This is a genomic window from Pseudonocardia sp. UM4_GMWB1, from assembly GCF_017312155.1.
Lineage (GTDB): Bacteria > Actinomycetota > Actinomycetes > Mycobacteriales > Pseudonocardiaceae > Pseudonocardia > Pseudonocardia alni.
This window is the reverse complement of sequence record NZ_QJPN01000001.1, coordinates 747,893-772,025: the sequence shown is the minus strand read 5'-3', so window position 1 is coordinate 772,025 and position 24,133 is coordinate 747,893. Positions and strand designations below refer to the sequence as shown.

Below are 24,133 nucleotides of genomic sequence, written 5' to 3'. Positions count from 1 at the left end.
GGAGCGCCCGATGGCCGCGAGCCGAACCGCCCGCCGCACGCCGCTCGACCACGCCCGGCGGATCGCGCGGCTCTCCCTGAGCGGCGGCGCGCGTGCCGCCGCGGTCCCGGTGCGCGGCCTGGCCCGGCTCGGCCGCGACGAGCGCGACCCGCGCTGGACCGGCCAGACCTGGCTGTGGCAGCCGGGCTGGGGCCGGCGCACGCACGACCGGCTCTACCGCAGCCCGGACCCGTACTCGATCGGGCTGTCGGCCTACGAGCAGCAGAAGTACGGCACCGTCATGGATGCGCTCGCCGGCCGCCGCTTCGACCGGGTGCTGGAGGTCGGCTGCGGCGAGGGTGACCTGGCGGTCCGTCTCGCCGGGCACACCGCGGCACTGCTCGGGGTCGACATCTGCTCGGCCGCGGTCCAGCGGGCCGCCGCCCGGGTGCCGTCGGGGACCTTCGTCCGCCGCACGCTCCCGCACGAGATGCCCGAGGGCGACTTCGACCTGATCGTCTGCTCCGACGTCCTCTACTACTGGGAGACGGTCACGCTGCAGGTCGGCCTGGCCGCCCTGCTGGACCGCCTCCGGCCGGGCGGGGTGCTGCTCGCCTACCACTACCGCGGGGCGTTCGGACAGGCCGGGACGGCCGACCGGGTACACGAGGCGCTCGCCGCCGCGGCGGCCGCCCGCGGACTGACGGGCCGGGCGCACGAGACCGTCGACGGCGTCGGCCCCGACCGCGCCGGGGCCCGGTTCGACGTCGTGGTCCGGCCCGAGGTGGCGGTGCCGTCCCCACGCCGCCCGGAGCCGGGCGTCGCAGCGCGCGCACGCCGTTCCTGAGGGGTCGGCTGGGCCGGGTGGCGGTGCGAGCGTTGGACCGTCCGGTCGTTCTCGTCAGGTCGACGTGGACCTGTCGTGACCGGGCGGTTCCTGGTTACCGTCCGGAGTCATGACGGTCGACGCCGACGGACCCGCCGGAATGGCCGATGCGCAGCGCGTGGTCACGATCCCCGAGCTGAGCGCACCGAGCTACCTGCAGGCGGTGCTGTCGATCGCCTACCGCGACGAGCGCAACAGCGTCCCGCTCACCGTCGCCACACCGGCCGGGCTCGTGTTCGGCAACGCCGTGCACCCCTCGGCCTGGCTGCGCGGGCTCGGGGACCAGCTGCGCCGGCTCACCGCGGGCGACCCGGGCAACGAGTCCGCGGCGTCGATGGCCGACATGTTCGACGACATGGCCGACGGCCGCGGCGACGAGCACCCCGGCCGGGACATCCCGGTGAAGGACATCCACTGGATCTACTTCACCGACGCGCTCGTGGTCCCGACCGCCGCCGGCGGGCCGAACTACGTCGAGCCGGCCTGCTGGCAGGTGGCACTGCGCGATGTCACCGGCTGGACGATCGGCCTCCCGCCCGGCTGAGCGCCACGTCCGATGATCATCTGATCGGGTGATCGCAAACCGGTCGGCCCGATCTCCCGCCCGGACCTCCCGTCGCAGGTCACAGGGTTCCAACCCAGGTCAGCGGCCCGCAGCCCGACCGCGGTGTGACGAAGACCACGTGAAGTCGCCCGTGAGGATGTGCCGCCCCGGGACCTCCTATGTGTGTCGAGCGGATCGACGGGGCACCACCGGAACGAACCGGCCCCCCGATCCGGCCACTGTGAGGCCCGATACCGGGCCACGACCTGGAGGCGCACATGAGCACCACCGAGACCAAGACCCCGGCCGTCACCGGCACCCCGTCCGCCCTGCAGTCCGAGCACGGCAGCACCCGCATCGCCGAGACGGTCGTCTCGAAGATCGCCGGTCTGGCGGCCCGCGAGGTCAGCGGCATCTACGCCCTCGGCGGCGGCGCGGCCCGCGCGTTCGGCGCGCTGCGCGAGCGCATCCCGGGTGGCACCACCAACGCCTCGCAGGGTGTGTCGGTCGAGGTCGGCGAGAAGCAGGCCGCCGTCGACATCAACGTCGTCGTCGAGTACGGCGTCTCCATCGCCGACCTGGCGAAGGCCGTCCGCCGCAACGTCATCTCCGCCCTGGAGCGGATGACCGGACTCGAGGTCGTCGAGGTCAACATCTCGGTCGACGACGTCCACCTGCCGTCCGAGGACGACGGCAAGGACGAGGAGCCGAAGAAGATCGAGTCCACCTCGCGGGTGGCGTGAGCGCCCGCGTCGCCGCGGACGGCGACGGGATCGTCGCCACGGGTGCGGTCGACACCGACCGGATCGCCGACGCGGTGCTGGGTTGCCCCGGCGTCGCACAGCTGCACGGCGGCCGGTTCGGTGAGATCGCCACCTACCTGCCCGGACGCCGGGTGAGCGGCATCCGCGTGGACCCCACGGCCCCGGCCGTCGAGGTGCACGTGGTCGGCCGCTACCCGGCCTCCGTGGCCGAGATCGACCGCCAGGTCCGCACCGCACTGCTCCCGGTCGTCGGGGGCGCGCGGGTGGACGTGGTGGTCGGCGACTACGCCGGCCCCACCGAATCGACGCCGATCCGGCCGTCCGACTCGGCACCCGCCACCGGCGAGCTCCCGGTCCCTCCCGCGGCCACCCCCTGACCCGCCCGGACGCCCGCCCACATCCCCGGACGTCCGGTACCTCCTCGTCTCGAAGGACGTGACTGTGATGTCCCTGTCCACGAACACCCAGATCGGCCTGATCGCCGGCCTCCTCCTGGCCATCGCCGGCATCGTCGGCGGCTTCGGCGGGTTCGTCCTCGCCCTGATCCTCGGCGCGATCGGCCTCGCCGTCGGCCGCTGGCTCGACGGCGACCTCGACCTGTCCGAGCTCTCCGAGCGGTCGGGGCTGTCCGGGCGCGGCCGCGACAAGGTCCGGTGAACCCGGTGAGCACCGTCGAGCCGACGGGGACGGCGACCGGGGACCCGGACACGATCCGGGCCACCCGCCTCGCCCCTCCCCCGCCGGACGACACCCCGACCCGCACGATCGACACCGGCACCGGCTCCGCGGGTGCCGACGGCTCCGGCGGCACGGCCCCGGAGGACCGCGGCCGGGTCGACGTCGCCGACCAGGTCGTACAGAAGATCGCGCTCGGGGCCCTGGAGGAGACCGAGGGTGTCGGTGGCACCACCGGCACGGTCGGGCGGATGCTCGGCCGCGACGACTCCGGCGGCCACCCCCGCGTCGAGGCGACCGTCTCCGGGCAGTCGACCCGGATCGACGCGCGGATCTCCGTCGCCTACCCGTCCCGGGTGGCCGCGGTCTGCGACCGCGCCCGCGCGCACGTCGTGCGGCAGGTCGAGGCGCTGACCGGGTTGTCCGTCGCGCGGGTCGACGTCGTCGTCACCGCACTCACCCTCCCGGGCGCCGCCCGGCCGGCCGCGAGGGAGCTCGAATGATCCGCCGCCCCCGCAAGTCCCTCGCCGCGGGCATCGTGGCGTTGGTCCTGCTCGCGCTCTGCGTCGTCGTCGCCGTCGCGGTCGTGCAGCTGCTCCTCGGGCAGCAGCCGATCGTCGACTTCGGCGTGCTCGGGTCCAGCATCGCCGGGTTCACCGGTGCCGACGTGCCCGTGCTCGTCGTGTCCGGTCTGGTCGCGCTGGTCGGGCTGGTGCTCGTCGTGGTCGCACTGCGTCCCGGCACCCCCACCGTGTTCCCGCTGACCCCGGCCGGCGGTACCGAGCACCTCGACTCCGGCATCACCCGGCGCAGCCTGAACCGGACGCTGGCCGACGCCGCCACCGGTGTCGACGGCATCACCAAGGCGTCGGTGAAGAGCACCGGGCGTCGCGCCGCCGTCACCGCGCACGCCGCGTTCGGCGAGCGTGCGGACCTGCGCGACCGGGTCCGCAGCGCGGTCGCGCAACGGCTCGACGCCGTCGGACCGGCCCGCAGCCCGAAGGTCACGGTGTCCGTGACCGGCACGAAGCAGCAGGAGGCGTGATGGCCAGCGCGACCCCACCGGCCCGGCTCAACCGGACCCTGCTGTTCCTGATCGGGCTCGTCCTGCTCGCCGCGGGCGTGTTCGGGCTGCTGTTCGGCACGGGCGTCCTGCGCCAGGTGCTTCCCGGGATCGACCCGTCGGTCCCGCTGTTGCCCGCCGGTCTCACGCTGCCCGAGTGGGCGCCGTGGGTGACCCTCGCCGTCGCCGTCGTGGTCGGGTTGCTGGCGCTGCGCTGGCTGCTCGCCCAGGCCCGGCGCAGGCCGCGCACCTCGGCGTGGACACTGCCGTCCGCGCAGGTGGCGGGCCGGGACGCCGGGACGACCCGGATCCACTCCGACCACGCCGCGGACGCACTGGCCGCCGACATCGAGAGCTACGACGGCGTCCAGCGCGCCGCCGCCGCGCTCGTCGGGGACCGCCGCCGTCCGGAGATCCACCTGGACGTGACCGCGGACGACGGTGCCGACCTCGCCGCGCTGCGCACCCGGATCACCGACCACGCGCTGCCGCGGCTGCGGTCCGCACTGGACATCGAGTCCGGGCGCGCCGATCTGGTGCTGCGCCTGGCCGAGGAGAAGGAGCACTCGCGGGTGGGCTGAACACCGCACGGACGCACGACGACGGGGCCCCGGATCACCGGGGCCCCGTCGTCGTGTGCGGGTGGGTCAGCGGGACCGGTCGACGAACCCGGCGCCGGCGATCCGCAGGCCGCTACCGCCCGCCATACGCAGCAGCCCGGCCATCGCGATGACCAGACCGGCCATCTCGAAGGTCTCCTCGGTCCCGGCCAGGACGTTGTAGGCGAAGGACTGCACGTCACCGGTCTGCTCGAACAGGGCCCCACCGCCCGACTCCAGCCCGACCGCGCCGAGCAGGAACACCGCCGCCCCGGCGACGACGAGCCAGGCCCCCGGCCGACGCAGCACCATCGGCAGGCACAGCGCCGCGACGACCGCGACGAGCACCACCGCCGGGATGATCCAGGCGTAGGTCAGGAAGCCGCTCGTGCCGAACGTGGTGTGGATGATCCAGCCGACCTGCTCGTGGTTGGCCGCGGTCTCGTCCATCGCGACGACCGCGCAGGACAGGCTGAGCAGGATCCAGCGCCACCGCTCGCGGCGCACCGAGTTCGCCGCGATCAGCGCGAGCAGCGCCGCGTTGGTCAGGTGCATCGCCGAGCTGAACCAGGTCGAGATGTTCAGCTCGGTGCCCAGCCGGATCGGGGCGGGGATCTCGAAGCCGGGCCGCCCGATGCCGTAGACGGCGGCGCCGTAGTGGGCCAGCGCCAGCACGGCGACGATCGCGGCGGCGGTGCCGACGACCGGCCCGCGACGCAGCAGCGCCAGGTGCGGTGCGCCGGGCGCGGCGGCCTGGGCCTCGGGCGACGGCTCCGCGCGGGACGGGCTCGCGGCCCCGGGCGCCGCCGCGGGCCGCGGACCGGCCCCGGCGTCCTCGGCGTAGCGCGGGATGACGACCGTGGCCGGGTCGTCGTCGGCGCTGTGCGCGCCGCGGCCCTGGGCGCCGTGGCCCTGGGCGAGATGGTCCTGGGCGGTCATGTCCCCTCCTCCTCACCACGCGGCCGGGCGGCATCGGTGGACGACGTCGACTCCGACCGCCAGGTGGCTGGAAGGTAAACGAGCGTATGTCCGCCGGGAAACGCGGGGTCAGCTCCAGGGGCGCGCGGAGCGGGTGGCCCAGTAGTGCTCGGCCGGTTCGGCCAGCGCGGTGAGCTCCTCGGCCGCGTCCGCGGGCAGCGTGAGCTCCGCGCCCGCGAGGTTCGACGCGAGCTGGTCGGTCCCGACCGGGCCGAGGAGCACCCGCCACGCCCACGGGTTCGCCAGCGCCGCGGCGACGGCGATCCGGTCCAGCGGCACCCCCGTGCGTGCCGCCAGCGCCGCCGCCGCGCGGGCACCCTCGGTGCCGTCCTCGCCGCCGGGGGCGAGCCTGCCGTTCGCGAAGACCTCCTTCACGATCACCCGGGCCCCGGCGTCGGCGGCCTCGGCCAGCGCCGGGCCCACCGAGGGTTCGAGCGGATTCCAGGTGCTCTGGAACGAGGTGAACAGCGGCTCGCCGTCCACCCGGACGTCCAGCGCCCGGCGCACCGCGTCGGCCTGGGCGGGGCCGGAGGTGGAGATGCCGACCCGGATCCCCCGGTCGCGCAGGTGAGCCATCGCGCGGTGGACGCGCCCGTCGTCGAGGACGCCGGTGTCGAGCGTCGCGGAGTGCACGTGGTAGGTCCCGAGGTGGTCGCCGAGCAGCTCGCGGCTCAGCGCGTACTGCTCGGTGAAGGCGTCGAGCGAGTGGTCCTTGACCTCGTGGGTGTCGGCGTCGGTCCGCCACCCGCCCACGTAGCGGTAGCCCCACTTCGAGCCGATCTCGACGGGGTCCTCACCGCCGGTGACCCCGGGCCGGTCGGCGAGCCAGCCGGCGAGGAACTCCTCGGCGCGGCCGTAGGAGCGGGCGACGTCGAGGTAGCGGACGCCCGCGGCGTACGCGGCGTCGAGCAGTGCGCGGGAGCGGTCGCGCAGGGTGGCGACGTCGCGGTCGTCGCCGAGCTCGCCGGCGCGGCCGGAGGTGATGTAGGCGGGGCGGGCGATCGCGGCCAGGCCGAGGCCGAGGCGGTGGGCGGGGGCGGGCATGGCCCCAGCCTGCCGCACCCGACGGCGGCGCCGCACCCGACGAAACACCTGTTGCATGCCGGTGCCGGCCGGTACCGTCCTGAGCATGACCGACGCGCCGTCCGGTGGCTGGGTCCTACTGCTCGCGCAGCTGCCCGCCTCCCCCTCGAGCCCCCGGGTCACGCTGTGGCGCCGGGCCCGCGCCGCGGGCGCGGTCGGCCTGCAGAACGGCGCGTGGGTGCTGCCGGCGACCGACGAGCACCGCACGTTCCTGGAGGGGCTCGCGGCCTACGTCCGCGAGTCCGGCGGGACCGCGTACGCGCTCGACGTCGCCGCCGGGACCAGCGACGACGGCATCGTCGCCCGGATCCGCGCCGAGCGCGGCAAGGAGTTCGGTGAGTTCACCGAGCGCGGCGACGCGCTGCTGGCGGAGCTGGAGAAGGAGTCCGCCCGGGACAACTACTCCTTCGCCGAGCTGGAGGAGAACGAGCAGGACCTGGAGCGGCTCACCCGCTGGCTGGCCACGATCTCGTCCCGGGATTTCTTCCCCGACGAGCGCGGCAAGGACGCCGAGGCCCTCCTGGACCGCTGCCGGCGCGCGCTCGACGCGTTCACTGCCGCCGTCTACCGCGCCGAGGGCGTGGCCCCCGACCTGCCACCGCGTACGGACTGACCCGGTGGGCAGCCCGTGAGCGGCGGGGCGCACGCCACGACCGGCGCGGCCGTGGTCGACGGCCTCGGTACGGACGCACTGCGGGGCCTCACCGGCGCCGAGGCCGCGGCGCGGCGGGGGCGGCACGGTCCCAACCGGTGGGTCGTCCCGCGTCGGGTCACCTTCCTGCGGGTGCTCGCCGACGAGGTCACCGAGCCGATGATGCTGCTGCTCGCGGCGATCGCGGTGCTCTACGGCGTCTGGGGGCGGCTCGACGACACCGTCGCCGTCGTCGTGATCATCGCGGCGGTCGTCGGTGTCGAGGTGTTCGCCGAGTTCCGCGCGAAGTCGGTCATCGCCTCGCTCGGCGAGCTCACCGCCCCGACGACGCCGGTGGTGCGCGACGGGAGCACCGTCTCGGTCGGGGTCGACGACATCGTGCCCGGCGACCTCGTGCCGCTGGCCGCGGGCTCGCGGGTGCCCGCCGACCTGCGCCTGGTCGAGACCTGGGGGCTGCGCGTCGACGAGTCGACCCTCACCGGGGAACCCGTCGCCGCCCCCAAGGATGCCGCCCGGGTGCTCTCCGGCGACACCGCGCTGGCCGAGCGGACGAACCTGGTGTTCGCCGGGACGACGGTCGTCGCCGGGTGGGCCCGCGGCGTCGTCGTCGCGACGGGGACGGCCACCGAGCTGGGCACACTCACCGGGCTCGTCGCCGCCGCGCGGCCGCCCCGGACCGCGCTCCAGCAGGCCATGCGCGAGCTCGCCGGCAGCCTCGCGACACTGGCGATCGCGTTCAGCGTGCTCGTCCCGCTGGTCGGCGTGCTGACCGGGCGGCCGTGGCGGGAGATGGTGCTGACCGGGCTCACCCTGGCCTTCGCGACGGTCCCGGAGGAGCTGCCGATCATCGTCAGCCTGGTGCTCGGGCTCGGCGCGTACCGGCTGTCGCGGCGGCGCGGGCTGGTCCGGCGGCTGCGCGCGGCGGAGGCCCTCGGGCTGGTGACGGTGCTCGCCACCGACAAGACCGGCACGCTCACCTGCAACCGGATGGCCGTCGCGCGGGTCGAACCGGCCCCGGGCGTCGACGACGACACCCTGCTGGGCCTCGGCGCGGCCTGCACCGAGACCGCCCCCGAGCCCGACGGCGGCTGGTCCGGTGACCCGACCGACGTCGCGTTCCTCGTCGCGGCCCGCGACCGGGGCCTGCCGACGCCCGCCGAACCGGTCGCCCGGTTCCCGTTCGACCCCGGCCGGGAGACGATGACGGTCGTCCTGCCCGCCGGCGCGTCCGGCACCGCCACGGTGGTGACCACCGGCTCGCCGGAGTCGGTGCTGGCCCGCTGCGCGGCGCCGTCGCCGGAGACCGCGGGCCGGGTCGCCGCGCTCGCCGCCCGCGGCCTGCGGGTGATCGCGGTGGCGAGCAGGCCGGCGTCGCAGGTCCCGGCGACGGTCGGCGACGCCGAGCGCGACCTCGTCCTCGCGGGGGTCGTGGCGCTGTCCGACCCGCCGCGCCCGGGCGCCGCCGAGGCCGTCGCCGCCGCGCGGCGGGCCGGGGTGCGGGTGGTGATGGTGACCGGCGACCACCCCGCCTGCGCCCGGGCCGTCGCCGCGGAGGTCGGGATCGACCCGGACCCGGTGCTGACCGGCCGCGACCTCGACGGTCTCGACGACGCGACGCTGGCCGCCGCCGTCGCGTCGACGCCGGTGTTCGCCCGTGTCTCGCCCGCGCACAAGCTGCGCCTGGTCACGGCGCTGCAGGCCGGCGGGGAGGTGGTGGCGGTGACCGGGGACGGCGTGAACGACGCCCCCGCGCTCGCCCGGGCCGACGTCGGCGTGGCCATGGGCTCGTCGGGTACCGATGTGGCGCGCGAGGCGGCCGGACTGGTCCTGGCCGACGACGACGTCTCCACCCTCACCCGGGCCCTGCACGAGGGCCGCACGCTGCACGGGAACCTGCGCAAGGGCGTCGCCTACTACCTGGCCTGCAAGGCCGGGCTGGTCGCGACCGTCGCCGCCGGGGTGCTCACCGGGATGGCCGTACCGTTCACCCCGATCCAGATCGTGGTGCTGGAGATGTTCATGGACATCGCGGGGAGCGCGACCTTCGCCGCGGAACCCGCCGAGCGCGACGCCATGACCCGCCCACCGCGCGCCCCGGGTGCACGCTTCCTGGACCGGGCCCTGCTCGGCGACCTCGCCGCGGGGGCGGCGGCGTTGTTCGTCGCCGTCGGCGGGCTGTACCTGGTGACCGCCTCGCAGACGGTCGCGTTCGTGGGCTGGCTGTCCGGGCACCTGGCGCTGGCCTGGGTGATGCGTACCGAGCGGACGCCGGTGCTGCGGGCGGGGCTGTTCGCGAACCGGTTCCTGCCGTGGTGGACGGTGGTGACCGCCGTGGCGGTGTGGGTGGTCACGACCGTGCCGGTGCTGCGGGAGACGCTGCGGCTCACCCCGCTGACCGGTCCGCAGTGGACGGCGGCGGTGCTGGTGCCGGTGGCCGCGGTCGCGGTGCTGGAGCTGCGCAAGGTCGGGCGACGGCGGGCCGCCACGGCACGCCCGGCGGGGTGATCCGTGCTAGACCACCGGTCGTGAACGGATCGGTCCTGTCCCGCCCGGCCCCCGAGCCGCCCCGCACCGTCGCCGTCGGCGACGACCCCGACCAGGTCATGGACCTGTGGCCGGACGGCGGGCCCGGCCGCCCGCTGGTCGTGCTGGTGCACGGCGGGTTCTGGCGGCCCCCGATCGACCGGACGCACCTGCGGTCGATGGCGGCCGCACTGAACGCGCTGGGGCTGCCGGTGGCCTCGCTGGAGTACCGCCGGGTGCCCGGCGACCCGGACGCGACGGTCGCCGACGTGCTCGCCGGTCTGCGGGCCGCCCGCGCCGTCGCCGGGCCGGTCGTCGCGGTGGGGCACTCCGCGGGCGGGCACCTGGTACTGCACGCCGCGGCCGTCGAGCCGTCGCTGCTGCGGGCGACGGTGCCGCTCGCCCCGGTCGCGGACCTGGCACTGGCCGACGCGGAGCACCTCGGCGACGGCGCGGTCCGCGCCTACCTCGGCGGCCCGGCGGCCGGGCGCACCGACCTGGATCCGGCGGCGGGCCCGACCCCGCCCGGGCCGGTGACGATCGTGCACGGCGACGCCGACGACCGCGTCCCGCTGGGCGTCTCCCGCTCCTACGCCGGCCGGCACCCGTCGGTGCGGCTGGTCGAGCTGCCCGGCTGCGACCACTTCGCGGTGGTCGACCCGCTGTCGGCGGCCTGGGAGACGGTGACCCGGGAGATCCTGGCGGCGGCGACGTGACCGCGCCCGGTGGCCTGCCCCGCCACCAGCTCACGATGACCGTGCTGATGACCCCGGACATGGCGAACTTCTCCGGCAACGTCCACGGCGGTGCGATCCTGAAGCTGCTCGACCAGGTCGCGTTCTCCTGTGCGAGCCGCTGGGCCGGGACCTACGTCGTGACGCTCTCGGTCGACCGGGTCCGCTTCCGCGAACCGATCTACATCGGCGAGCTCGTGACCTTCCTGGCGTCGGTGAACGACACCGGGCGCAGCTCGATGGAGATCGGCATCCGGGTCACCACGGAGAACATCACCGAGCGGACCCAGCGGCATGCCAACAGCTGCTACTTCACGATGGTCGCGATGGACGAGCACCGGCGTCCGGTCCCGGTCCCGGAGCTGGTCCCGTCGACCGACACCGAGCGCCGTCGCCGGGACGAGGCGCGCAGGCGTCGCGAGGCGCGCCGGGCCGGCGGCTGACCCCGGACACGACGGTGCCCCGGGACCACACGGTCCCGGGGCACGTCGAGGTACGGGGAGGTCAGTTGACCGAGTCGCCCGCGCCGGAGGTCTGGCCGCAGCTGTCGGACTGGTCGGTGGCCGAGTCGCCGGAGACCGCCTTGGCCTTGCCACCCAGGCCGAGGGCGCCGGTGACGCCGCTCAGGAGGTTCGCGTCCTCGACCGGGACCTGCACGCCCAGCACGTTGACCGGGATGTTGTTGTTGCAGACCTGGATCGGCACGTTGACGTTGTTGCCGCTCAGGCCACCCGCGAGCAGGCCCTTCGCGTCCTTGTCGATGTGGCCCGACTCGTGGTTGCCGTGGTGCTTGCCGTCCTTGGCGGAGTCGCCCGCGTAGTCGCCGGCGAAGGCCAGCGGGGAGACGGCGAGCAGGGACGCGGCGGACGCCGCGACGATGATTCCGGCCTTCTTCAGCACAGTTCTTCTCCTGATGAGGTGTCAGGGCCGTGGTGAAGGCCCCGTTCCATGACGGCACGCTGACAAAAAAGGGGGAGCCCGTGCCGACTGGCTGCGAATCTAGCTGCGCGGGAGAGCCCGAACAATTCCTCTACCACCATCGGGTGGCCGAATTACTTTCCGTTCGGATACTCCCACGATCGGGTCGAATGCGATCGGGGCGAACCACCCGGAGCCGCACCGGGACCGGCGACGACGACCACGGCGGGTGGTCATGCGACCCTGCCCCGGACACGGACGTGCCCCGGGACCGCGAGGGTCCCGGGGCACGTCAGCGACGAGGAGTCGGTCAGTTGACCGAGTCGCCCGCGCCGGCCTCCTGGCCGCAGGTGTCGGACTGGTCGGTGGCGGAGTCGCCCGACACGGCCTTGCCCTTGCCCGCGATGCCGGCGGCACCGGTCAGGCCGTTGCCCGCAGCGGCGTCCTCGACCGGAACCTGGACACCCAGGACGTTGACCGGCACGTTGTTGTTGCACGCCTGGACCGGGACCTGGGCGTTGTTGCCGTTGGCACCCGCGACGAGGCCCTTGGCGTCCTTGTCGATGACGCTGTCCGAGCCGGCGAACGCCAGCGGCGACAGGCCGATCAGGGCAACGGCGGACACGGCGGCGACGAAACCGGCCTTCTTCTTCTGCACAGTCTTCTCCTGGTGAGTCACGGATCCATTCGGATCCGGGCACGTGCCGGCCCGACGACAAAGGGGGGAGCCCGAACCGGCTGAGAAGAACCGTAATGGCGGGAAAGGTGCCCATCAAGCTCAGAACACCATCGTGGGGAACAATCACCGAGCGTCAGATATTCACACGATATGGTGTCGTCGCCGAGTCGGCGATTCTGCACGACGACGGGGCGGAACCGCGCCCGGCCCCGCCCCGTCTGCTCGGACGTGCGTCAGCCGACGCGACCCCACTGACCTGCGGGCTCGTCGGCCTCCATCTCGGCGACGGCCTGGACCATCGCCAGCAGCTCCGGGTCGAGTCCCGGTCCGAACTCCTCGGGCCGCTCGACGGCGATGTCCATCGGGACGCCGTCGGGCGCCTGCGCGGTCGACAGCGTCGTCCCGTCGTTCGACGGCGACGGACCGCGGTAGAGCTTCCCGGCCTCGGAGAGCTGGTCGAGGCTGAACGTGTACTGCTTGCTCTGCAGACCCTGCTCCAGCAGCGTCGCCACCTCGGGGAACTTCTCGGCGTTCGTCTTCGGGATCGGCAGCAACGTGTTCCAGTTGACCCCGAGCGCCTCGAGCGCCTTGGCGTAGGCGTTCTCGTGGGCCTGGTCGCGCACGATCAGGTACGCGATCGTCGAGCGCGCCGTCTTGTTCGCCGTCATCTCGTAGAGCCGGCACTTCTGCAGCCGGCCGGTCGACTCGAGCATGAGGTTGTAGAGCAGGTTGAGCGGCAGGTTGCCGCTGTCGTAGACGTACTTGCCCGTCCACGGGTCACCCTGCGCGTCGACCGGCAGTGCCCCCTGGGCCCCCACCAGGTAGTGGTGGATGTTGCCCTCGGTCAGGGCCGCGCTCAGCGGGGTCGCCCCGCCTGCACCGGGCGTGTCCATGTCGTCGGTCGCGCTGCCCTGGTAGCGGGGCGAGCCGTCGGTGAGCCGGGCGATCGTGGTGGCGATCAGCTCGACGTGCCCGATCTCCTCGGTGCCGACGCCGTAGAGCAGGTCACGGAAGGGTTTCCCGTCCGGACCGCGGAAGTTGAAGCTCTGGAACAGGTACTGCATCATCGTGCGCATCTCGCCGAACTGGCCGCCCAGCCCCTCCTGCAGCGCATTCGCCGCGGCGGGGTCGGGCTCGTCGGGGACGATCTCGTTCAACAGTCGCTGGACATGCAGGAACACGGGTGACACCTCGTGGCTGTGGGGTGCGACCCCCTCCGGGGGTCGTGGACACGGCCTGCGGGGTTGAAGCCGTCGGACCCGGCCTACCCGGACCCCGTGGGTCCACACCCGCGCGCTCCCCGGGACGCCGGGCGGGAGCGAGCCCCCGGAGCGCCGCCCGGCTGACACGTCCCTCCAGGTCGGCCGGGTGCGTATGTGCACCGCCGACGCACCCGGCACGACCAGGTGGTGGACGCGGGCCGAGTCCGACCGGATCGTGGTGCGCCGCGTCCGCGGTGTCCGGCCGCCCCGTGCCGGTCCGGATCCGGGCGACCGCACGGGCACGGCGCGGGGGCCGACCTCGTCGGCGTGGTGGTCCTACCAGCGGTCGATCGTGGCGGCGGTGGCGAGGCCGTGCCGGAGCACCGCGCGTTCGGCCAGGTCGACCAGCAGGTCCACGGCGCCGCCTCCGATCGGGGTGTCGGGAAGGACGTGCGGGACCGGCCCGCGGGGAGCGCGGACCGGTCCCGCACGCGTCGTTCAGCGGGCCGGGTCGATCGCGACCGGCTCGCGTCGTGCCTCGTGGTGGTTCGCGTTGCGCGGCGTGGCCAGCACCTGGCGGGTGCGGTCGTCGAGCGCGACGGAGTCGGACAGGGCCCCGCTCGCGGCGAGCGTGTGCTCGAGCGCGTCCAGCCAGTGCTGGTAGTAGCTCCAGGGCTCGCCGCCGTCGCCGTTCTCCCAGGCCTTGATCGCCTCGACCAGGGAGAGCTGGAACTCGCTCCACTCGTAGTGGCCCTCGTGGTACGCGGCGACCGCCATGGCGAAGGCCCGCAGCTCCCACGGCTCGGTGAACGGCTTGTCCGCCCCGGGCATGTCGCAGACGAGCTTCTCGATCCGGCGGCGGGCGTCGCCCAGCTCGGTGGCGTCCGTCCGGACCCCGGCGCTCATCCGCGTGCCGCCTGGGTGACGACCGGCTTCGCCGTGCCGACGCCGATCATCGAGTCCCGGGTGACCAGCGCGGCCAGCTCGTCCTCGGAGAGGTGCTCGCTGCCGGCCGGGCGCTGTGGCAGCACCCAGTACCGCAGCTCGGAGCTGGAGTCCCACACCCGGATCTCGACGCTGTCCGGCAGCGGCAGGTCGAAGTCCTCGGCCAGCACCTTCCGGGGCTCACGCACGATGCGGGCACGGAACGGCGGCGCCTTGTACCAGTTCGGGGGCAGCCCGAGCACCGGCCACGGGTAGCACGAGCACAGCGTGCAGACGATGACGTGGTGGACGTCGTCGGTGTTCTCGACGGCGACCATCTCCTCGCCCTGCAGGCCGCCGACCCCGAGCTCGCGGCAGGCGGCGGAGGCGTCCTCCAGCAGGCGCGCCTTGAACTCCGGGTCGGTCCACGCCTTGGCGACGACCTTCGCCCCCAGCTGCGGGCCGACCTCGTTCTCGTAGACCTCGGCGAGGCGGTCGACCGCCGCGGTGGTCATCACGCCCTTCTCGATCAGCAGCGACTCCAGGGCCTTGACCCGGGCGGTGATCTCCTCCTGCGTGCGGAGCGGGGTGTCGGTGGGCTTCGCGGTCATGGGTCAGGCTCCCTGGGTGGCAGGGACGGGCGAGAGGTACGGCTCCCACACGTCGAAGTAGTTGACGCCGTTCGGGTCCGCGTACTCGGCGCCCCACAGCTCGGTGGCGTCGAAGCGGACGGTGTAGAGGTGCTCGGGGCAGTCGCCGAGCCCGTTGCCGGCGGTGTCGGGGTAGAGGTAGGTGCCGTGGGCCGCGCTGATCACGCCGCGGCGGCCGCGGATGTAGCGGGCCCGGCGGGTGTGGCCGTAGGGGCTCTCGGAGGAGATGACGACTTCGTCGCCGACGGAGAAGTGCGCGACCTTGTCCGACTCGCGGTGGGCCGGGAACCCGTTGGTGACCGCCCAGTCGACGAACTCGACGATCTCGGTGTCGGTCGCCCGCTCGGGCAGCGGGGCGTCGGGGTTCTCCAGGTAGTGCCGGGTCCGCGCCTCCAGCTCGGCCGGGTCCAGCACGCCCGCGGCCTCGGCGTAGTGCTCGACCGTGTGGACCCAGTGCTCGTAGTAGTTCGAGATCAGGTACTCGGCAGGGTCCATCTTCTCGATGCCGTGCCGGAACTGGTCCACGTTGAACAGCCCGGCGCGGGCGCTCTGCGCGAACATGGAGAAGGCGCGCTTCTCCCAGTCGGCACGGAACACGGGCTCGGACATGTGGTCGTTCTCGACCTTGCCCAGCCCGTCGGTGCCGCCGAGATCGAAGACTCCGTTCACTGCCGTCCTCCCACGGTGGTGAGGGCAGGCGGAGCGGGGAAGCCGCCGACGGCCTGCTCGAAGGTGTGCGCGACCCGCAACACGGTCGCGTCGTCGAATCGCCGGCCCACGATCATCAGACCGGTCGGGAGCCCGTTCACGAGCCCGGCCGGGACCGACGCGGCCGGGTGCCCGGACACGTCGAACGGGGCACAGTTGCCGATCATCCCCAGCGCGGTCGGCAGGTAGCTGTCCAGATCGGCGTCGAGCCCGAGCAGCTCGGGCGCGGTGTAGGGCACGGTCGGCATGACCAGCACGTCGTAGCCGGTCAGGGCCGCGTCGTAGGCCGCTCGCACCTCGAAGGCCAGGTTGCGGGCCATCCCGTAGTAGGCACCTCCCGCGTGGGCGAAGGTGTAACCACCCGAGAGGCCGACGAGCTTGACGGTCTTGGACAGCTCCGACCCGCGGGCGTGACGCCCGCGGTGGTAGTGCGCGATCAGCTCCGGGTCGTAGAGACCCGGGTAGTTCATGCCGTAGGCGTTGCCGTCGATCATCTGGTGCGCGGCTCCCTCGGTCCCGATGACGTTCCAGACCGCCATCGCGTCCAGGTGCCAGGGGATCGAGACCTCCTCGGCGACCAGACCCGCATCGGTCAGCGTCCCGATCGCCGCACGCACGGCCTCGTCCACGGCCGGGTCGCTCTCCGGGCGGGCGAAGCCCTCGGTCACGATCCCGACCCGCAACCCGCCTGCCGACCGCTCCAAGGCAGCCAGGTAGTCGACCGGCTCGAGCTCGGTGGGCTGACGCACATCGAGCCCGTCCACCCCGGCGATCACACCCAGCATCAGTGCGGCGTCGGACACCGTGCGGGTGATCGGGCCCAGATGGTCGATCGTGGCCTCGATGGGGAACGCACCGGTGTAGGGCACCAGGCCGTGGGTGGGCTTGTGCCCGACCGTGCCCGAGAACGCCGACGGCATACGGATCGAGCCGCCCTGGTCACCACCCACGGCCATGTCGACCGCCCCGGACCCGACCAGCGCCGCACTACCCGACGAGGACCCACCCGAGATACGGGTCGGGTCCCAGGGGTTGCCCACCGGCCACGGCCGGGAGGTGAAACTGCCCCCGGAGAAACACAGGTCCTCACACATCGCCTTACCGGTGATCGTCGCCCCGGCGGCCAGCAGCCGAGTCGCGACCGTCGCGTCACGGGAGGGCACGAAGCCCTCCACCGTGGCCGACCCGTTGGTCATCGGGACCCCGGCCAACGCGATGTTGTCCTTGAGCGCCACGGTCCGCCCGGCCAACGGGCCCTCCGCCGCAGCGGTCACCGACGTGGTCACGTACCAGCCACCCAGCGGGTTGTCCGCCGGCTCGGACCACTCCCGCTGCGGGGCCTGCGGCGCCGACGCCCGATAGAGCTCCTCGACCCGCTCCGAGGACGCCAGCGTCGCAGCCACCGCCGGACCGAACTCGGCCAACTCCGCCTCGGACAGACCGAACGCGTAGTGCTCGTTCAACGCCGCCAGACGAGCGGCATCAGGGGGTGGAATCGCCATCAGGTGGTGCTCCTCACATCGGGGGATGCGAGAAAGCTAGAGTTCATGTCTGCACATGTCAATCAATACAGACGCATTGACACGAGGTCTGACACACTCGTCCCACCTCTGTTACACGCGCGTATTCACGACCGTCCCTCGCTGTCGTTCATCGAGCCGAAGGTCGCGCCGCGGGCGGCCGCGAGGTGCAGCGGCTGCTCGACGTGGTGGTGGCCGTCGAGCGCCAGGGTGCCCCGCGGGAGGTCGTAGCGGCCGGACCGGATCTCGTCGGCGACGGGCACCGGCTCGGTCGAGCGGACGGCGCGGGCCGCGGCGGCCCACACGTGGATCGCCTCGAACATCGACTCCGACAACGACGACAGCGGCGCCGCCCACTGGCCGAAGCGGGCCCGGTAGCGCTTCAGGAGCGACCCGTTGCGCTCGGTCTGCAGGTGCTGGAAGTAGCCGGAGACACCGTGGATCCCCTGGGAAGCGTGCAGTCCGATCCGCTCCAGGGTGGCCTCGTCCATCGCGGGGCCGAGGCTGACGGTCCGGTCGCGCAGACCCATTGCGTGGCACTGACGCTCGAACGCGGCGGCGTCGGCGCCCACGAACGTGTTGAGCACGATGTCGGCGCCCGAGGCGGCGATCCGCTCGACCAGCGGGGCGAAGTCCCGGGCCCCGAGCGTGGCGTAGCCCTCGCCGACCAGCACCGCGCCGTGCGCCGGGAGCACCTCCCGCGCGGCGGCGTTGACCGCACGGGGCCACACGTAGTCGTTGCCCGCCAGGAACCAGCGACGTCCACCGGCTGCCCGCATGACCGGTCCCGCCGCCGTCACGAGCTGGGTCGCGGGCCGCTCGCCCAGCCGGATCCGCAGCCGGGACTCGCCGCCGCCCTCGTTCATGTTGGTGTGCACGACGAGCACGTCGCGGCCGGTCAGGGCGGTCGACACGGCGTGGTAGGTGGCCGACGTCGTCGTCAGGAAGATCGTCCGGCAGCCGGCCCGGGCCAGCCGCAGCGCCTCCAGCGCCCCGGTGCCGGGGTCGGTGGCGTCGTCGGCCTCCAGCAGGTCCACCGGCCTGCCGCCGACCCCGCCCGCCGCGTTGATCTCCTCGACGGCGAGCGTGGCCACGTTCGCCACCGCCGAGGCGAACAGCCCACCCGAGCCGGACCGGCTGGTGAGGACCCCGATGCGCGGCCCCGTGACGGCGTGGTCGCGGACCGGGTGACCGCGCCGGCGCATCAGCCACTCCAGACCGCGCTCGTCGATCCCGGCGTCGAGCCGGATCCGGGTGCCGCCGGGTGCGGGGGTGAACCGCAGCCGGATGCGGCCCCGCCAGGGCTGGTCGTGGGTGATCGTGATGGTGCGCGGTCCGCGGAGCTCGCTGATCCGGCCGAGCACGTCGACCGGCGGCCCGCCGGCGATGGGCGCCCGCAGGGTGACCGGCTCGCCCACCGCGACCCGGTCGCACGCCGCACCGAACAGCCAGCCTGCGCCGGAGTCGCGCCCGAAACGTCCGAAGACGACCGCCGGGTCGGCGGCGACGAACTCCTCCACCGCGAGCGCGATCGTCCCCATGGGGGTCAGTCTCCCGGCACGGAGGGTCCGGTCATCCGGTCGCGCCCTCCCGGTCCGTCGCGGGACGGCTCTCCACGGCGGAGCCCACCTCGCCGAGCGAGGACTGGAACAGGGTGCGCAGCAGCGCAATGACGTCGGCGGCCGCACCACCGGGCTCGATGGAGTAGTAGCGGTACCGGCCGGAACGGCGCTCGGTGATGAGCCCCGCGACGCGGAGCACCCGCAGATGGGTGGAGACGGCCGTGCGGCCGACCGAGGTGATGTGGTCGGCCAGGTCGCCCGCGCTGACCTCGTCGTGCTCGGAGAGCACGGCCAGGATGCGGCGGCGGACGGGATCGGCGAGCGCGTCGAAGGCGGGGCCGGCGTCCCGGACGGCCCCGGCCGACGCGTCAGGATCCGATGACATGATGCCGAGTCTAACGCGGACGGCCCGTTCGTCGGGTGTGACACCGTCACGCGGGCGTCACCAGCGCCCCGACGGCCTCCTCCGCGCACAGGCCGGGGCGGACCGACGGCAGCCCGGGCGCACCGGGCGGATCAGGCGGCGGGCGTCCGCGTCCGGCGCAGGACCAGCAGCCCGCCGACGGCCGGGACGACCGAGAGCGACCGGGTCGTCCCGGTCGTCGGCATCAGACACACCGACGGTTCTCCTCGTCGGCTCCGGCCCGCTCGACGTCGTGGTCGCCGGGGACCCGGTCAGCGACTCCCCGCCACGCGGCCGAGCCGCAGCGCCGAGGCGAGGAAGAAGACGCCGCCGAGCAGGGCGTAGCCGGCGACACCCGACAGCGACGCCCCCGCGCCCGACGCCATGACGACGAACGAGGTGCCCGCGACCACCGACAGGGACCCGCTGGCGATCATCGCGCCCTGCCCGCCCAGCCGTCGGCGCCGCAGCGCGACGACGAGCTGCACGATCCCCGCGACGACCGCCCAGGCGCCCCACACCCGCAGCACCGCCGGCACGCCCGAGGCGAGGGCGACGGCGAGTCCGGCCGCGGCGAGCGCACTCAGGACGACGTTGACGTACAGGCCCGGGGCCGCCCCGGTCGCCCGGGACGAGCGGGCGTCGACCACGGCGGCGGCCACGTCGAACAGCGGGTAGAGCACGAGCAGCGCCGCGGTCGACGGGCCGATGTCCGACGCGTTCAGGAACAGCAGGACCGCCCAGACCGACGCGAACCCGGAACGCACCAGGTAGAGCCGCCGCAGGGCGGGCGCGTCGCCCTGCGCGGAGGGCGGACCGTTCGCCGTCCGGTCGGTGGTGTGGGTGCCTGCCATGACGCCTCCAAGTAGAAAGACCGTTCTTCCTTGCTATGTCGAGCATGGCAGTGGGCGTCACGATCTGCAAGACCGATCGTTCTTTCTGCTAACCTGCACAGGTGATCCGCACGACGTCCGACACCACCGCGGACAGCACCGGCACTACCCCGGCGTCGACCGGGCCGGGACGCTCCGAGGCGCGTGAGCGGCTGCTCGCGACAGCCGGCGGGCTGTTCTACCGCGAGGGCATCCGGGCGGTCGGGGTCGAGCGGATCGTCGCCGAGACCCCGACGACGCGCGCCACGTTCTACCGGCACTTCCCGTCGAAGGAGGCGCTCGTCGTCGCCTACCTGCGCGGCGTCGACGCCCACACCCGCGCCGCCCTGCAGGAGGCCGCCGGGTCCGCGGCCACCCCGGACGGCGCCGTCCGCGCGATCGGCACCGCCCTGGTCGACGACCTGTCCCGGCCGGAATTCCGGGGATGCGCGTTCCTGAAGGCCGCCGCCGAGTTCCCCGATCCCGAGGACCCCGTCCGCCGGGTCGTCGCCGAGCACCGCGCCTGGTACGTCGCCACCCTCACCGACCTGTTCGCGCAGGTCTTCGGCTCCTCGCCGCGACGCGGGCGGCCGGACCACGCGGCCCAGCACTTCCTGATGATGCGCGACGGGGCGATGTCCGGCGCCGACATCGACGGGACGACCCACGTCGGCGACGCGTTCCACCGCGGACTCGAAGGACTGCTCACGCTGCTGCACTGAGCACCTGTGCCGGCATCACATCCGCCGGGGTACCCCTGGGGGTACCGTGGTCCACACAGGGACCACGCCGCCCGCGGGCCGGCACGAGACGAGGGAGCCTCCATGCAGGTCAAAGCCACAGAACTCACCGACGTGGTCAGCCGCCTGCGTCGCGTGGAGGGTCAGATCGCCGGCGTCATCCGCATGATCGAGGACGGCCGCGACTGCAAGGACGTCGTGACCCAGCTGGCGGCGGCGTCCCGCGCCCTCGACAAGGCCGGCTTCAAGATCATCGCCACCGGGCTCCGGCAGTGCGTGACCGAGAGCGCCGAGGGCGAGCAGTCGGTCGACATGGCCGAGATGGAGCGCCTGTTCCTGTCGCTCGCCTGACCCCGGCCGAGCACGCATGCCCCCGTCCCCCGCCGTACCGACGATTCGCCTGTCCATCGAGCCGGACCGGCCCTTCGCACCTGGTCGCCGCGGATGCCCACATGCCGCGGCGCGGCACCGGGACGGGCGGGGGCTGCGAGCTCCCGGCCGGCGGCGGCGCCTGGCGACGCCGCCTCCCCCGCGCTCGTCGCCCGAGTGGCCCCGGCGCCGCTCAGCCGTCGACGAGCGCCTCGGCCTCGATCGCCGTCCGGACCGCGTGCACCGCCTGGCGGAGCGCTGCGGACCGGCGGGAACACGAACAGGGCCGGCAGGACCGACCACAGCTTCGCCAGCACGACCGGGATCAGGACGAGTCCGAGGGCCGGTGGCCGGGCCGTTGGCCACCCCCCTCCACCCCCGGCGTGCACTGCACGAAATGGGTCCGCTCCATCGACTTCCGGGAGGCCTGATGACGCGCTTCACGAGCGTCTACGGTGCCGGGCCGGGCCACCTGCTCCTCCTCGTCGCAGGCTTCGCCGTGGCCGGCTACGCAGCGCTGCTGCTGCTCGACGACCCCTCTGCGCTCCGCATCCTCGTCTGGTTCGTCGGGGTGGCCCTCGTGCACGACGTCGTCCTGTTCCCGCTCTACTCCGCAGTGGACCGCGCACTGACCACCGTCTCCGGACGGCTGCACCGCCACGGACGGATCCCGCTCGTCAACCACGTCCGGTTGCCGCTCCTGGCGTCCGGGCTCACGCTGCTCGTCTTCCTGCCCGGCATCATCCGCCAGGGCGAGGAGACTCATCTGGCGGCGACGGGCTTCGACCAGCAGCCCTACGCCACGGCCTGGCTCCTGCTGGTCGCCGTGTTCGCCGGCACGTCCGCCCTGGTCTACGTCCTCCGCTCGGCACACGCGGCGCTGACTGGGGACCGGTGATGCGCCCCGCACCGCGGGCCACCCTCGTCGACGACCTGCCGAGCGGGGAGTCCCTCGAGGTCGACCACCCCCCGGGTCGCTGCAGCTGCTCGATCCGGCGCGCTGGCGGGCCGGCCCCGACCCCACGGACATCGACGTGGTGCGGCGGTGCACCGGACCGACCCGGACCTCGGGTGCGGACCGGGCCGGCTCGTACGGGCAGGCCCTGCGGGACCGGGCGGCGCGCCACTGCCTCACCGTCCGCGGCCGGTGGGCCGCGCGACCGGGCCGCGGCGACATCGTGGAGCTGGCCAGGGCCCTGCGCCCCGTCCCCGTGTGCTGATCCGTGCCGTCAGGCCGCTGCGCACGTCGGCCCGGTCACCCCCGTGGACTCGCCTCGTCAGTGCCGCTGTCAGGCGCTGCACCCCGCGATACCACCGTCCACCGGCAGGACGACGCCGGTGACGTACGACGCGGCGGGCGAGGCGAGGTAGCGGATGGCGCCGACGATGTCGTCCGCGGAGCCGAGCCGCCGGAGCGGAACGGCCTTCTCCAGCAGCGCCCGACCGGAATCCGACGCGAGCGCCGCGGCCGTCATGTCACTCGGGAACGCACCCGGTGCGACCGCGTTGACGAGTACCCGATCGGGCGCGAGGACGGCGGCGAGATGGCGGGTCATCATGTGCACCGCGGCCTTGCTCGCCGAGTAGGAGTAGTTCTCGAACACCGGTACCCGCAGCCCGTCGACCGAGCCGATGTTCACCACCCGTGCCGGGTGCTCGGCGCTCGCCGCGCGGCGCAGCGCCGGCAGCAGCGCCGTGGTGAGCTCGAACAGGCCGACGACGTTGGTGCTCAGCACGCGGTCCCATCCCTTGCGGGGAAAGGTGTCGAGCGGGGCGCCCCAGCTCACGCCCGCGTTGTTGACCAGCACGTCGAGGGACCCGCCGAACTCCGTGTCCACGCCGTCGCGCACGGCGGCGATCCCCTCGGGCGTACTCACGTCCGCGGGCACCGCGGGGCAGCCGAGCCGTTCGCCCGCCGCCCGGCACGCGTCGGCCTTGCGGGAGGTCACCAGGACCCGGGCCCCGGCGTCGAGCAGACCCTCGGCGACCATCGCACCGATGCCCCGGGTCCCGCCGGTGACGACGACCGTCCGGCCGGTGACGTCGAACAGGTCCGTCATGCGTCCACCGCCGGGTTCCAGTCCAGGTCGGTCGCCACCGGCTCGGAGCCGACGGCCAGGGCCGCGGCGACGAGGGCCGGGCCGAGCAGATCGGACTCGGTCATCCCCTCGACCGGGCAGCAGCGCTGCACGTCGTTCAGGATGCGTGGCGGCGTGTCGGCGACGCCGATCCCCGCGTGCTCGGCCCACTTCTGCGTGGAGTTGCGGAAGTACCGGGTCACCGTCGGGGGCACGATCTGGTTCGCCGGGTCGCTCATCGCCTCCTCCAGCGTGATGAACCGGACGCCGGCGGCCGCGTAGCCGGCGAGGACCTCGGCGTAGGCGTCGGCGGCGATCGGGGTGCCGTGGACGAGCGCGATGTGCGCGGGCTGCCGTCCGAAGACCTCCCGGGCGGCAGCGGCCTGGTTGAGGAGCGCGTCTACCGCCGTCTCGGCGAACCGGCGTCGCACCCAGGCCGCGGCCTCGGTGTCGCCGGTGCTCAGGGTGCGCAGGTAGGCCACGAGGAACTGCACGTCGTAGAACCAGTGGGTGATCGGTGCGGGCAGGAGGCCACGACGGGCGAGGTGGGTCTGCACCCGGTCGGTCTTGTCCCGCGTGTCGCCCCACATGTCGAAGGCGTAGCGGAAGTACCGGGTGGGAGCCTTCGCCAGCCACGGTTCGAGCAGCTCGAGGTTGCGGTCGAGATCGGCGACGTAGGACGGGACGTCGGTCCAGTTGAGACTGGCGTGCGAGTGGGTGTGCGCCGCGACGTGGTGGCCGCGCGCGGTCCAGCGGTCGAGCGCCGAGAGCCACTGCGGGTGGTCCTCGACCGGCGCGGTGGAGGTGAACGCGTACACCTCCGGGACCCGGTACCGCTCGAACGCGTCGCACAGCCGGCCGAGCACGACGTCGGGGTCGTAGCCGGCAGGGAAGCCGGCGCCTCTCCACATGAACGGGTCGTCGAGCGTGACGGCGAGCCGCAGCGGCTCCTGCGCGCGTCCGCTCTCGTCGCTGAGCGCGGTGGTGTCGGTCATGGGTCGAGCGTGGGGGGCGCCGCCGGACCCCCG

The 24,133-nt window shown here is 73.8% G+C and carries 29 protein-coding genes; 15 read left to right on the top strand and 14 right to left on the bottom strand.

Annotated features, from left to right (window positions below):
* Positions 1-10 precede the first annotated feature (10 nt).
* The 8 genes from DMP15_RS03830 (at position 11) to DMP15_RS03795 (ending at position 4,492) form a co-directional block, all read left to right on the top strand.
* Positions 11-826 carry a class I SAM-dependent methyltransferase gene (locus DMP15_RS03830; RefSeq protein WP_073575986.1) on the top strand — a complete coding sequence of 272 codons (816 nt, stop codon included), beginning with the start codon at positions 11-13 and terminating at the stop codon, positions 824-826.
* Between the two features lie 109 nt (positions 827-935).
* Positions 936-1,409 carry a hypothetical protein gene (locus DMP15_RS03825; protein WP_100878979.1) on the top strand — a complete coding sequence of 158 codons (474 nt, stop codon included), beginning with the start codon at positions 936-938 and terminating at the stop codon, positions 1,407-1,409.
* A 278-nt stretch (positions 1,410-1,687) separates the two neighbouring features.
* The gene (locus tag DMP15_RS03820; RefSeq protein ID WP_073575988.1) at positions 1,688-2,152 is read left to right on the top strand and encodes an Asp23/Gls24 family envelope stress response protein; all 465 of its coding nucleotides are present in this window, start codon (positions 1,688-1,690) and stop codon (positions 2,150-2,152) included.
* Positions 2,149-2,550: a hypothetical protein gene (locus tag DMP15_RS03815; RefSeq protein ID WP_073575989.1), complete on the top strand. Its 402-nt coding sequence runs from the start codon at positions 2,149-2,151 to the stop codon at positions 2,548-2,550. Before DMP15_RS03820 ends, DMP15_RS03815 begins: the two co-directional genes overlap by 4 nt.
* 67 nt (positions 2,551-2,617) lie before the next feature.
* On the top strand, positions 2,618-2,830 hold the full coding sequence (locus tag DMP15_RS03810) for a hypothetical protein (protein ID WP_062398628.1): 213 nt from the start codon (positions 2,618-2,620) through the stop codon (positions 2,828-2,830).
* A gap of 5 nt (positions 2,831-2,835) precedes the next feature.
* Positions 2,836-3,351, top strand: coding sequence for an Asp23/Gls24 family envelope stress response protein (locus DMP15_RS03805; protein ID WP_337825456.1), 516 nt, complete (start codon positions 2,836-2,838; stop codon positions 3,349-3,351).
* Positions 3,348-3,893, top strand: coding sequence for a DUF6286 domain-containing protein (locus DMP15_RS03800; RefSeq protein WP_337825455.1), 546 nt, complete (start codon positions 3,348-3,350; stop codon positions 3,891-3,893). Before DMP15_RS03805 ends, DMP15_RS03800 begins: the two co-directional genes overlap by 4 nt.
* Positions 3,893-4,492, top strand: a complete 600-nt coding sequence (locus tag DMP15_RS03795) for an alkaline shock response membrane anchor protein AmaP (RefSeq protein ID WP_179761582.1) — start codon at positions 3,893-3,895, stop codon at positions 4,490-4,492. Before DMP15_RS03800 ends, DMP15_RS03795 begins: the two co-directional genes overlap by 1 nt.
* A 66-nt stretch (positions 4,493-4,558) precedes the next feature.
* Here DMP15_RS03795 and DMP15_RS03790 read toward each other — a convergent pair whose 3' ends face one another.
* On the bottom strand, positions 4,559-5,449 hold the full coding sequence (locus tag DMP15_RS03790) for a hypothetical protein (protein WP_337825454.1): 891 nt from the start codon (positions 5,447-5,449) through the stop codon (positions 4,559-4,561).
* Between the two features lie 108 nt (positions 5,450-5,557).
* A complete protein-coding gene (locus DMP15_RS03785; RefSeq protein ID WP_073575993.1) occupies positions 5,558-6,532 on the bottom strand; it encodes an aldo/keto reductase in 975 nt (324 codons plus the stop codon).
* Positions 6,533-6,617: 85 nt separating this feature from the next.
* Between DMP15_RS03785 and DMP15_RS03780 the strand changes: the two genes are divergently transcribed.
* From DMP15_RS03780 to DMP15_RS03765, 4 genes are read left to right on the top strand one after another with little or no spacing between them, the layout of a single operon-like run.
* Positions 6,618-7,184 carry a Chromate resistance protein ChrB gene (locus tag DMP15_RS03780; protein ID WP_139282838.1) on the top strand — a complete coding sequence of 189 codons (567 nt, stop codon included), beginning with the start codon at positions 6,618-6,620 and terminating at the stop codon, positions 7,182-7,184.
* A gap of 15 nt (positions 7,185-7,199) precedes the next feature.
* Positions 7,200-9,728, top strand: coding sequence for a cation-translocating P-type ATPase (locus DMP15_RS03775; RefSeq protein WP_337825453.1), 2,529 nt, complete (start codon positions 7,200-7,202; stop codon positions 9,726-9,728).
* 20 nt (positions 9,729-9,748) lie between these two features.
* Entirely contained in the window at positions 9,749-10,462 is a 714-nt protein-coding gene (locus DMP15_RS03770; protein ID WP_083658690.1) for an alpha/beta hydrolase family protein, read from the top strand.
* A complete protein-coding gene (locus DMP15_RS03765; protein WP_217266902.1) occupies positions 10,459-10,923 on the top strand; it encodes an acyl-CoA thioesterase in 465 nt (154 codons plus the stop codon). The genes DMP15_RS03770 and DMP15_RS03765 overlap by 4 nt, the downstream gene beginning before the upstream one ends.
* A gap of 61 nt (positions 10,924-10,984) precedes the next feature.
* Here DMP15_RS03765 and DMP15_RS03760 read toward each other — a convergent pair whose 3' ends face one another.
* The 10 genes from DMP15_RS03760 to DMP15_RS03715 all read right to left on the bottom strand — a co-directional run bounded on the left by DMP15_RS03760 (position 10,985) and on the right by DMP15_RS03715 (position 19,900).
* Entirely contained in the window at positions 10,985-11,380 is a 396-nt protein-coding gene (locus DMP15_RS03760) for a hypothetical protein (protein ID WP_073575996.1), read from the bottom strand.
* Between the two features lie 328 nt (positions 11,381-11,708).
* Positions 11,709-12,056, bottom strand: a complete 348-nt coding sequence (locus DMP15_RS03755; protein ID WP_062398646.1) for a hypothetical protein — start codon at positions 12,054-12,056, stop codon at positions 11,709-11,711.
* Between the two features lie 254 nt (positions 12,057-12,310).
* Positions 12,311-13,258 carry a manganese catalase family protein gene (locus tag DMP15_RS03750; RefSeq protein WP_073575997.1) on the bottom strand — a complete coding sequence of 316 codons (948 nt, stop codon included), beginning with the start codon at positions 13,256-13,258 and terminating at the stop codon, positions 12,311-12,313.
* 519 nt (positions 13,259-13,777) lie between these two features.
* Positions 13,778-14,185: a nitrile hydratase accessory protein gene (locus DMP15_RS03745; protein ID WP_062398650.1), complete on the bottom strand. Its 408-nt coding sequence runs from the start codon at positions 14,183-14,185 to the stop codon at positions 13,778-13,780.
* The gene (nthA, locus tag DMP15_RS03740) at positions 14,182-14,814 is read right to left on the bottom strand and encodes a nitrile hydratase subunit alpha (RefSeq protein ID WP_100878991.1); all 633 of its coding nucleotides are present in this window, start codon (positions 14,812-14,814) and stop codon (positions 14,182-14,184) included. The genes DMP15_RS03745 and nthA overlap by 4 nt, the downstream gene beginning before the upstream one ends.
* Positions 14,815-14,817: 3 nt before the next feature.
* On the bottom strand, positions 14,818-15,522 hold the full coding sequence (gene nthB / locus DMP15_RS03735; RefSeq protein WP_337825452.1) for a nitrile hydratase subunit beta: 705 nt from the start codon (positions 15,520-15,522) through the stop codon (positions 14,818-14,820).
* Positions 15,519-17,063, bottom strand: coding sequence for an amidase (locus tag DMP15_RS03730; protein ID WP_337825451.1), 1,545 nt, complete (start codon positions 17,061-17,063; stop codon positions 15,519-15,521). The genes nthB and DMP15_RS03730 overlap by 4 nt, the downstream gene beginning before the upstream one ends.
* Positions 17,064-17,188: 125 nt before the next feature.
* Entirely contained in the window at positions 17,189-18,622 is a 1,434-nt protein-coding gene (locus DMP15_RS03725; protein WP_100878994.1) for a substrate-binding protein, read from the bottom strand.
* A gap of 31 nt (positions 18,623-18,653) precedes the next feature.
* Positions 18,654-19,028 (bottom strand): ArsR/SmtB family transcription factor, encoded by a 375-nt coding sequence (locus DMP15_RS03720; protein WP_073576002.1) that lies wholly within the window; start codon positions 19,026-19,028, stop codon positions 18,654-18,656.
* 290 nt (positions 19,029-19,318) lie between these two features.
* Positions 19,319-19,900: a hypothetical protein gene (locus tag DMP15_RS03715; RefSeq protein WP_337825450.1), complete on the bottom strand. Its 582-nt coding sequence runs from the start codon at positions 19,898-19,900 to the stop codon at positions 19,319-19,321.
* 101 nt (positions 19,901-20,001) lie between these two features.
* Here DMP15_RS03715 and DMP15_RS03710 point away from each other — a divergent pair, with 101 nt between their 5' ends.
* The 3 genes from DMP15_RS03710 to DMP15_RS03700 all read left to right on the top strand — a co-directional run bounded on the left by DMP15_RS03710 (position 20,002) and on the right by DMP15_RS03700 (position 21,925).
* Positions 20,002-20,640: a TetR/AcrR family transcriptional regulator gene (locus DMP15_RS03710; RefSeq protein WP_337825449.1), complete on the top strand. Its 639-nt coding sequence runs from the start codon at positions 20,002-20,004 to the stop codon at positions 20,638-20,640.
* A 102-nt stretch (positions 20,641-20,742) separates the two neighbouring features.
* Positions 20,743-21,009 carry a metal-sensitive transcriptional regulator gene (locus tag DMP15_RS03705; RefSeq protein ID WP_073576004.1) on the top strand — a complete coding sequence of 89 codons (267 nt, stop codon included), beginning with the start codon at positions 20,743-20,745 and terminating at the stop codon, positions 21,007-21,009.
* Between the two features lie 448 nt (positions 21,010-21,457).
* The gene (locus DMP15_RS03700) at positions 21,458-21,925 is read left to right on the top strand and encodes a hypothetical protein (RefSeq protein WP_337825448.1); all 468 of its coding nucleotides are present in this window, start codon (positions 21,458-21,460) and stop codon (positions 21,923-21,925) included.
* Positions 21,926-22,316: 391 nt separating this feature from the next.
* On the opposite strand, the gene DMP15_RS03695 is transcribed toward DMP15_RS03700, so the two are convergent.
* The gene (locus DMP15_RS03695; RefSeq protein WP_337825447.1) at positions 22,317-23,087 is read right to left on the bottom strand and encodes an SDR family oxidoreductase; all 771 of its coding nucleotides are present in this window, start codon (positions 23,085-23,087) and stop codon (positions 22,317-22,319) included.
* The gene (locus tag DMP15_RS03690; RefSeq protein ID WP_337825446.1) at positions 23,084-24,100 is read right to left on the bottom strand and encodes a polysaccharide deacetylase family protein; all 1,017 of its coding nucleotides are present in this window, start codon (positions 24,098-24,100) and stop codon (positions 23,084-23,086) included. Before DMP15_RS03690 ends, DMP15_RS03695 begins: the two co-directional genes overlap by 4 nt.
* Between the last annotated feature and the right edge of the window lie 33 nt (positions 24,101-24,133).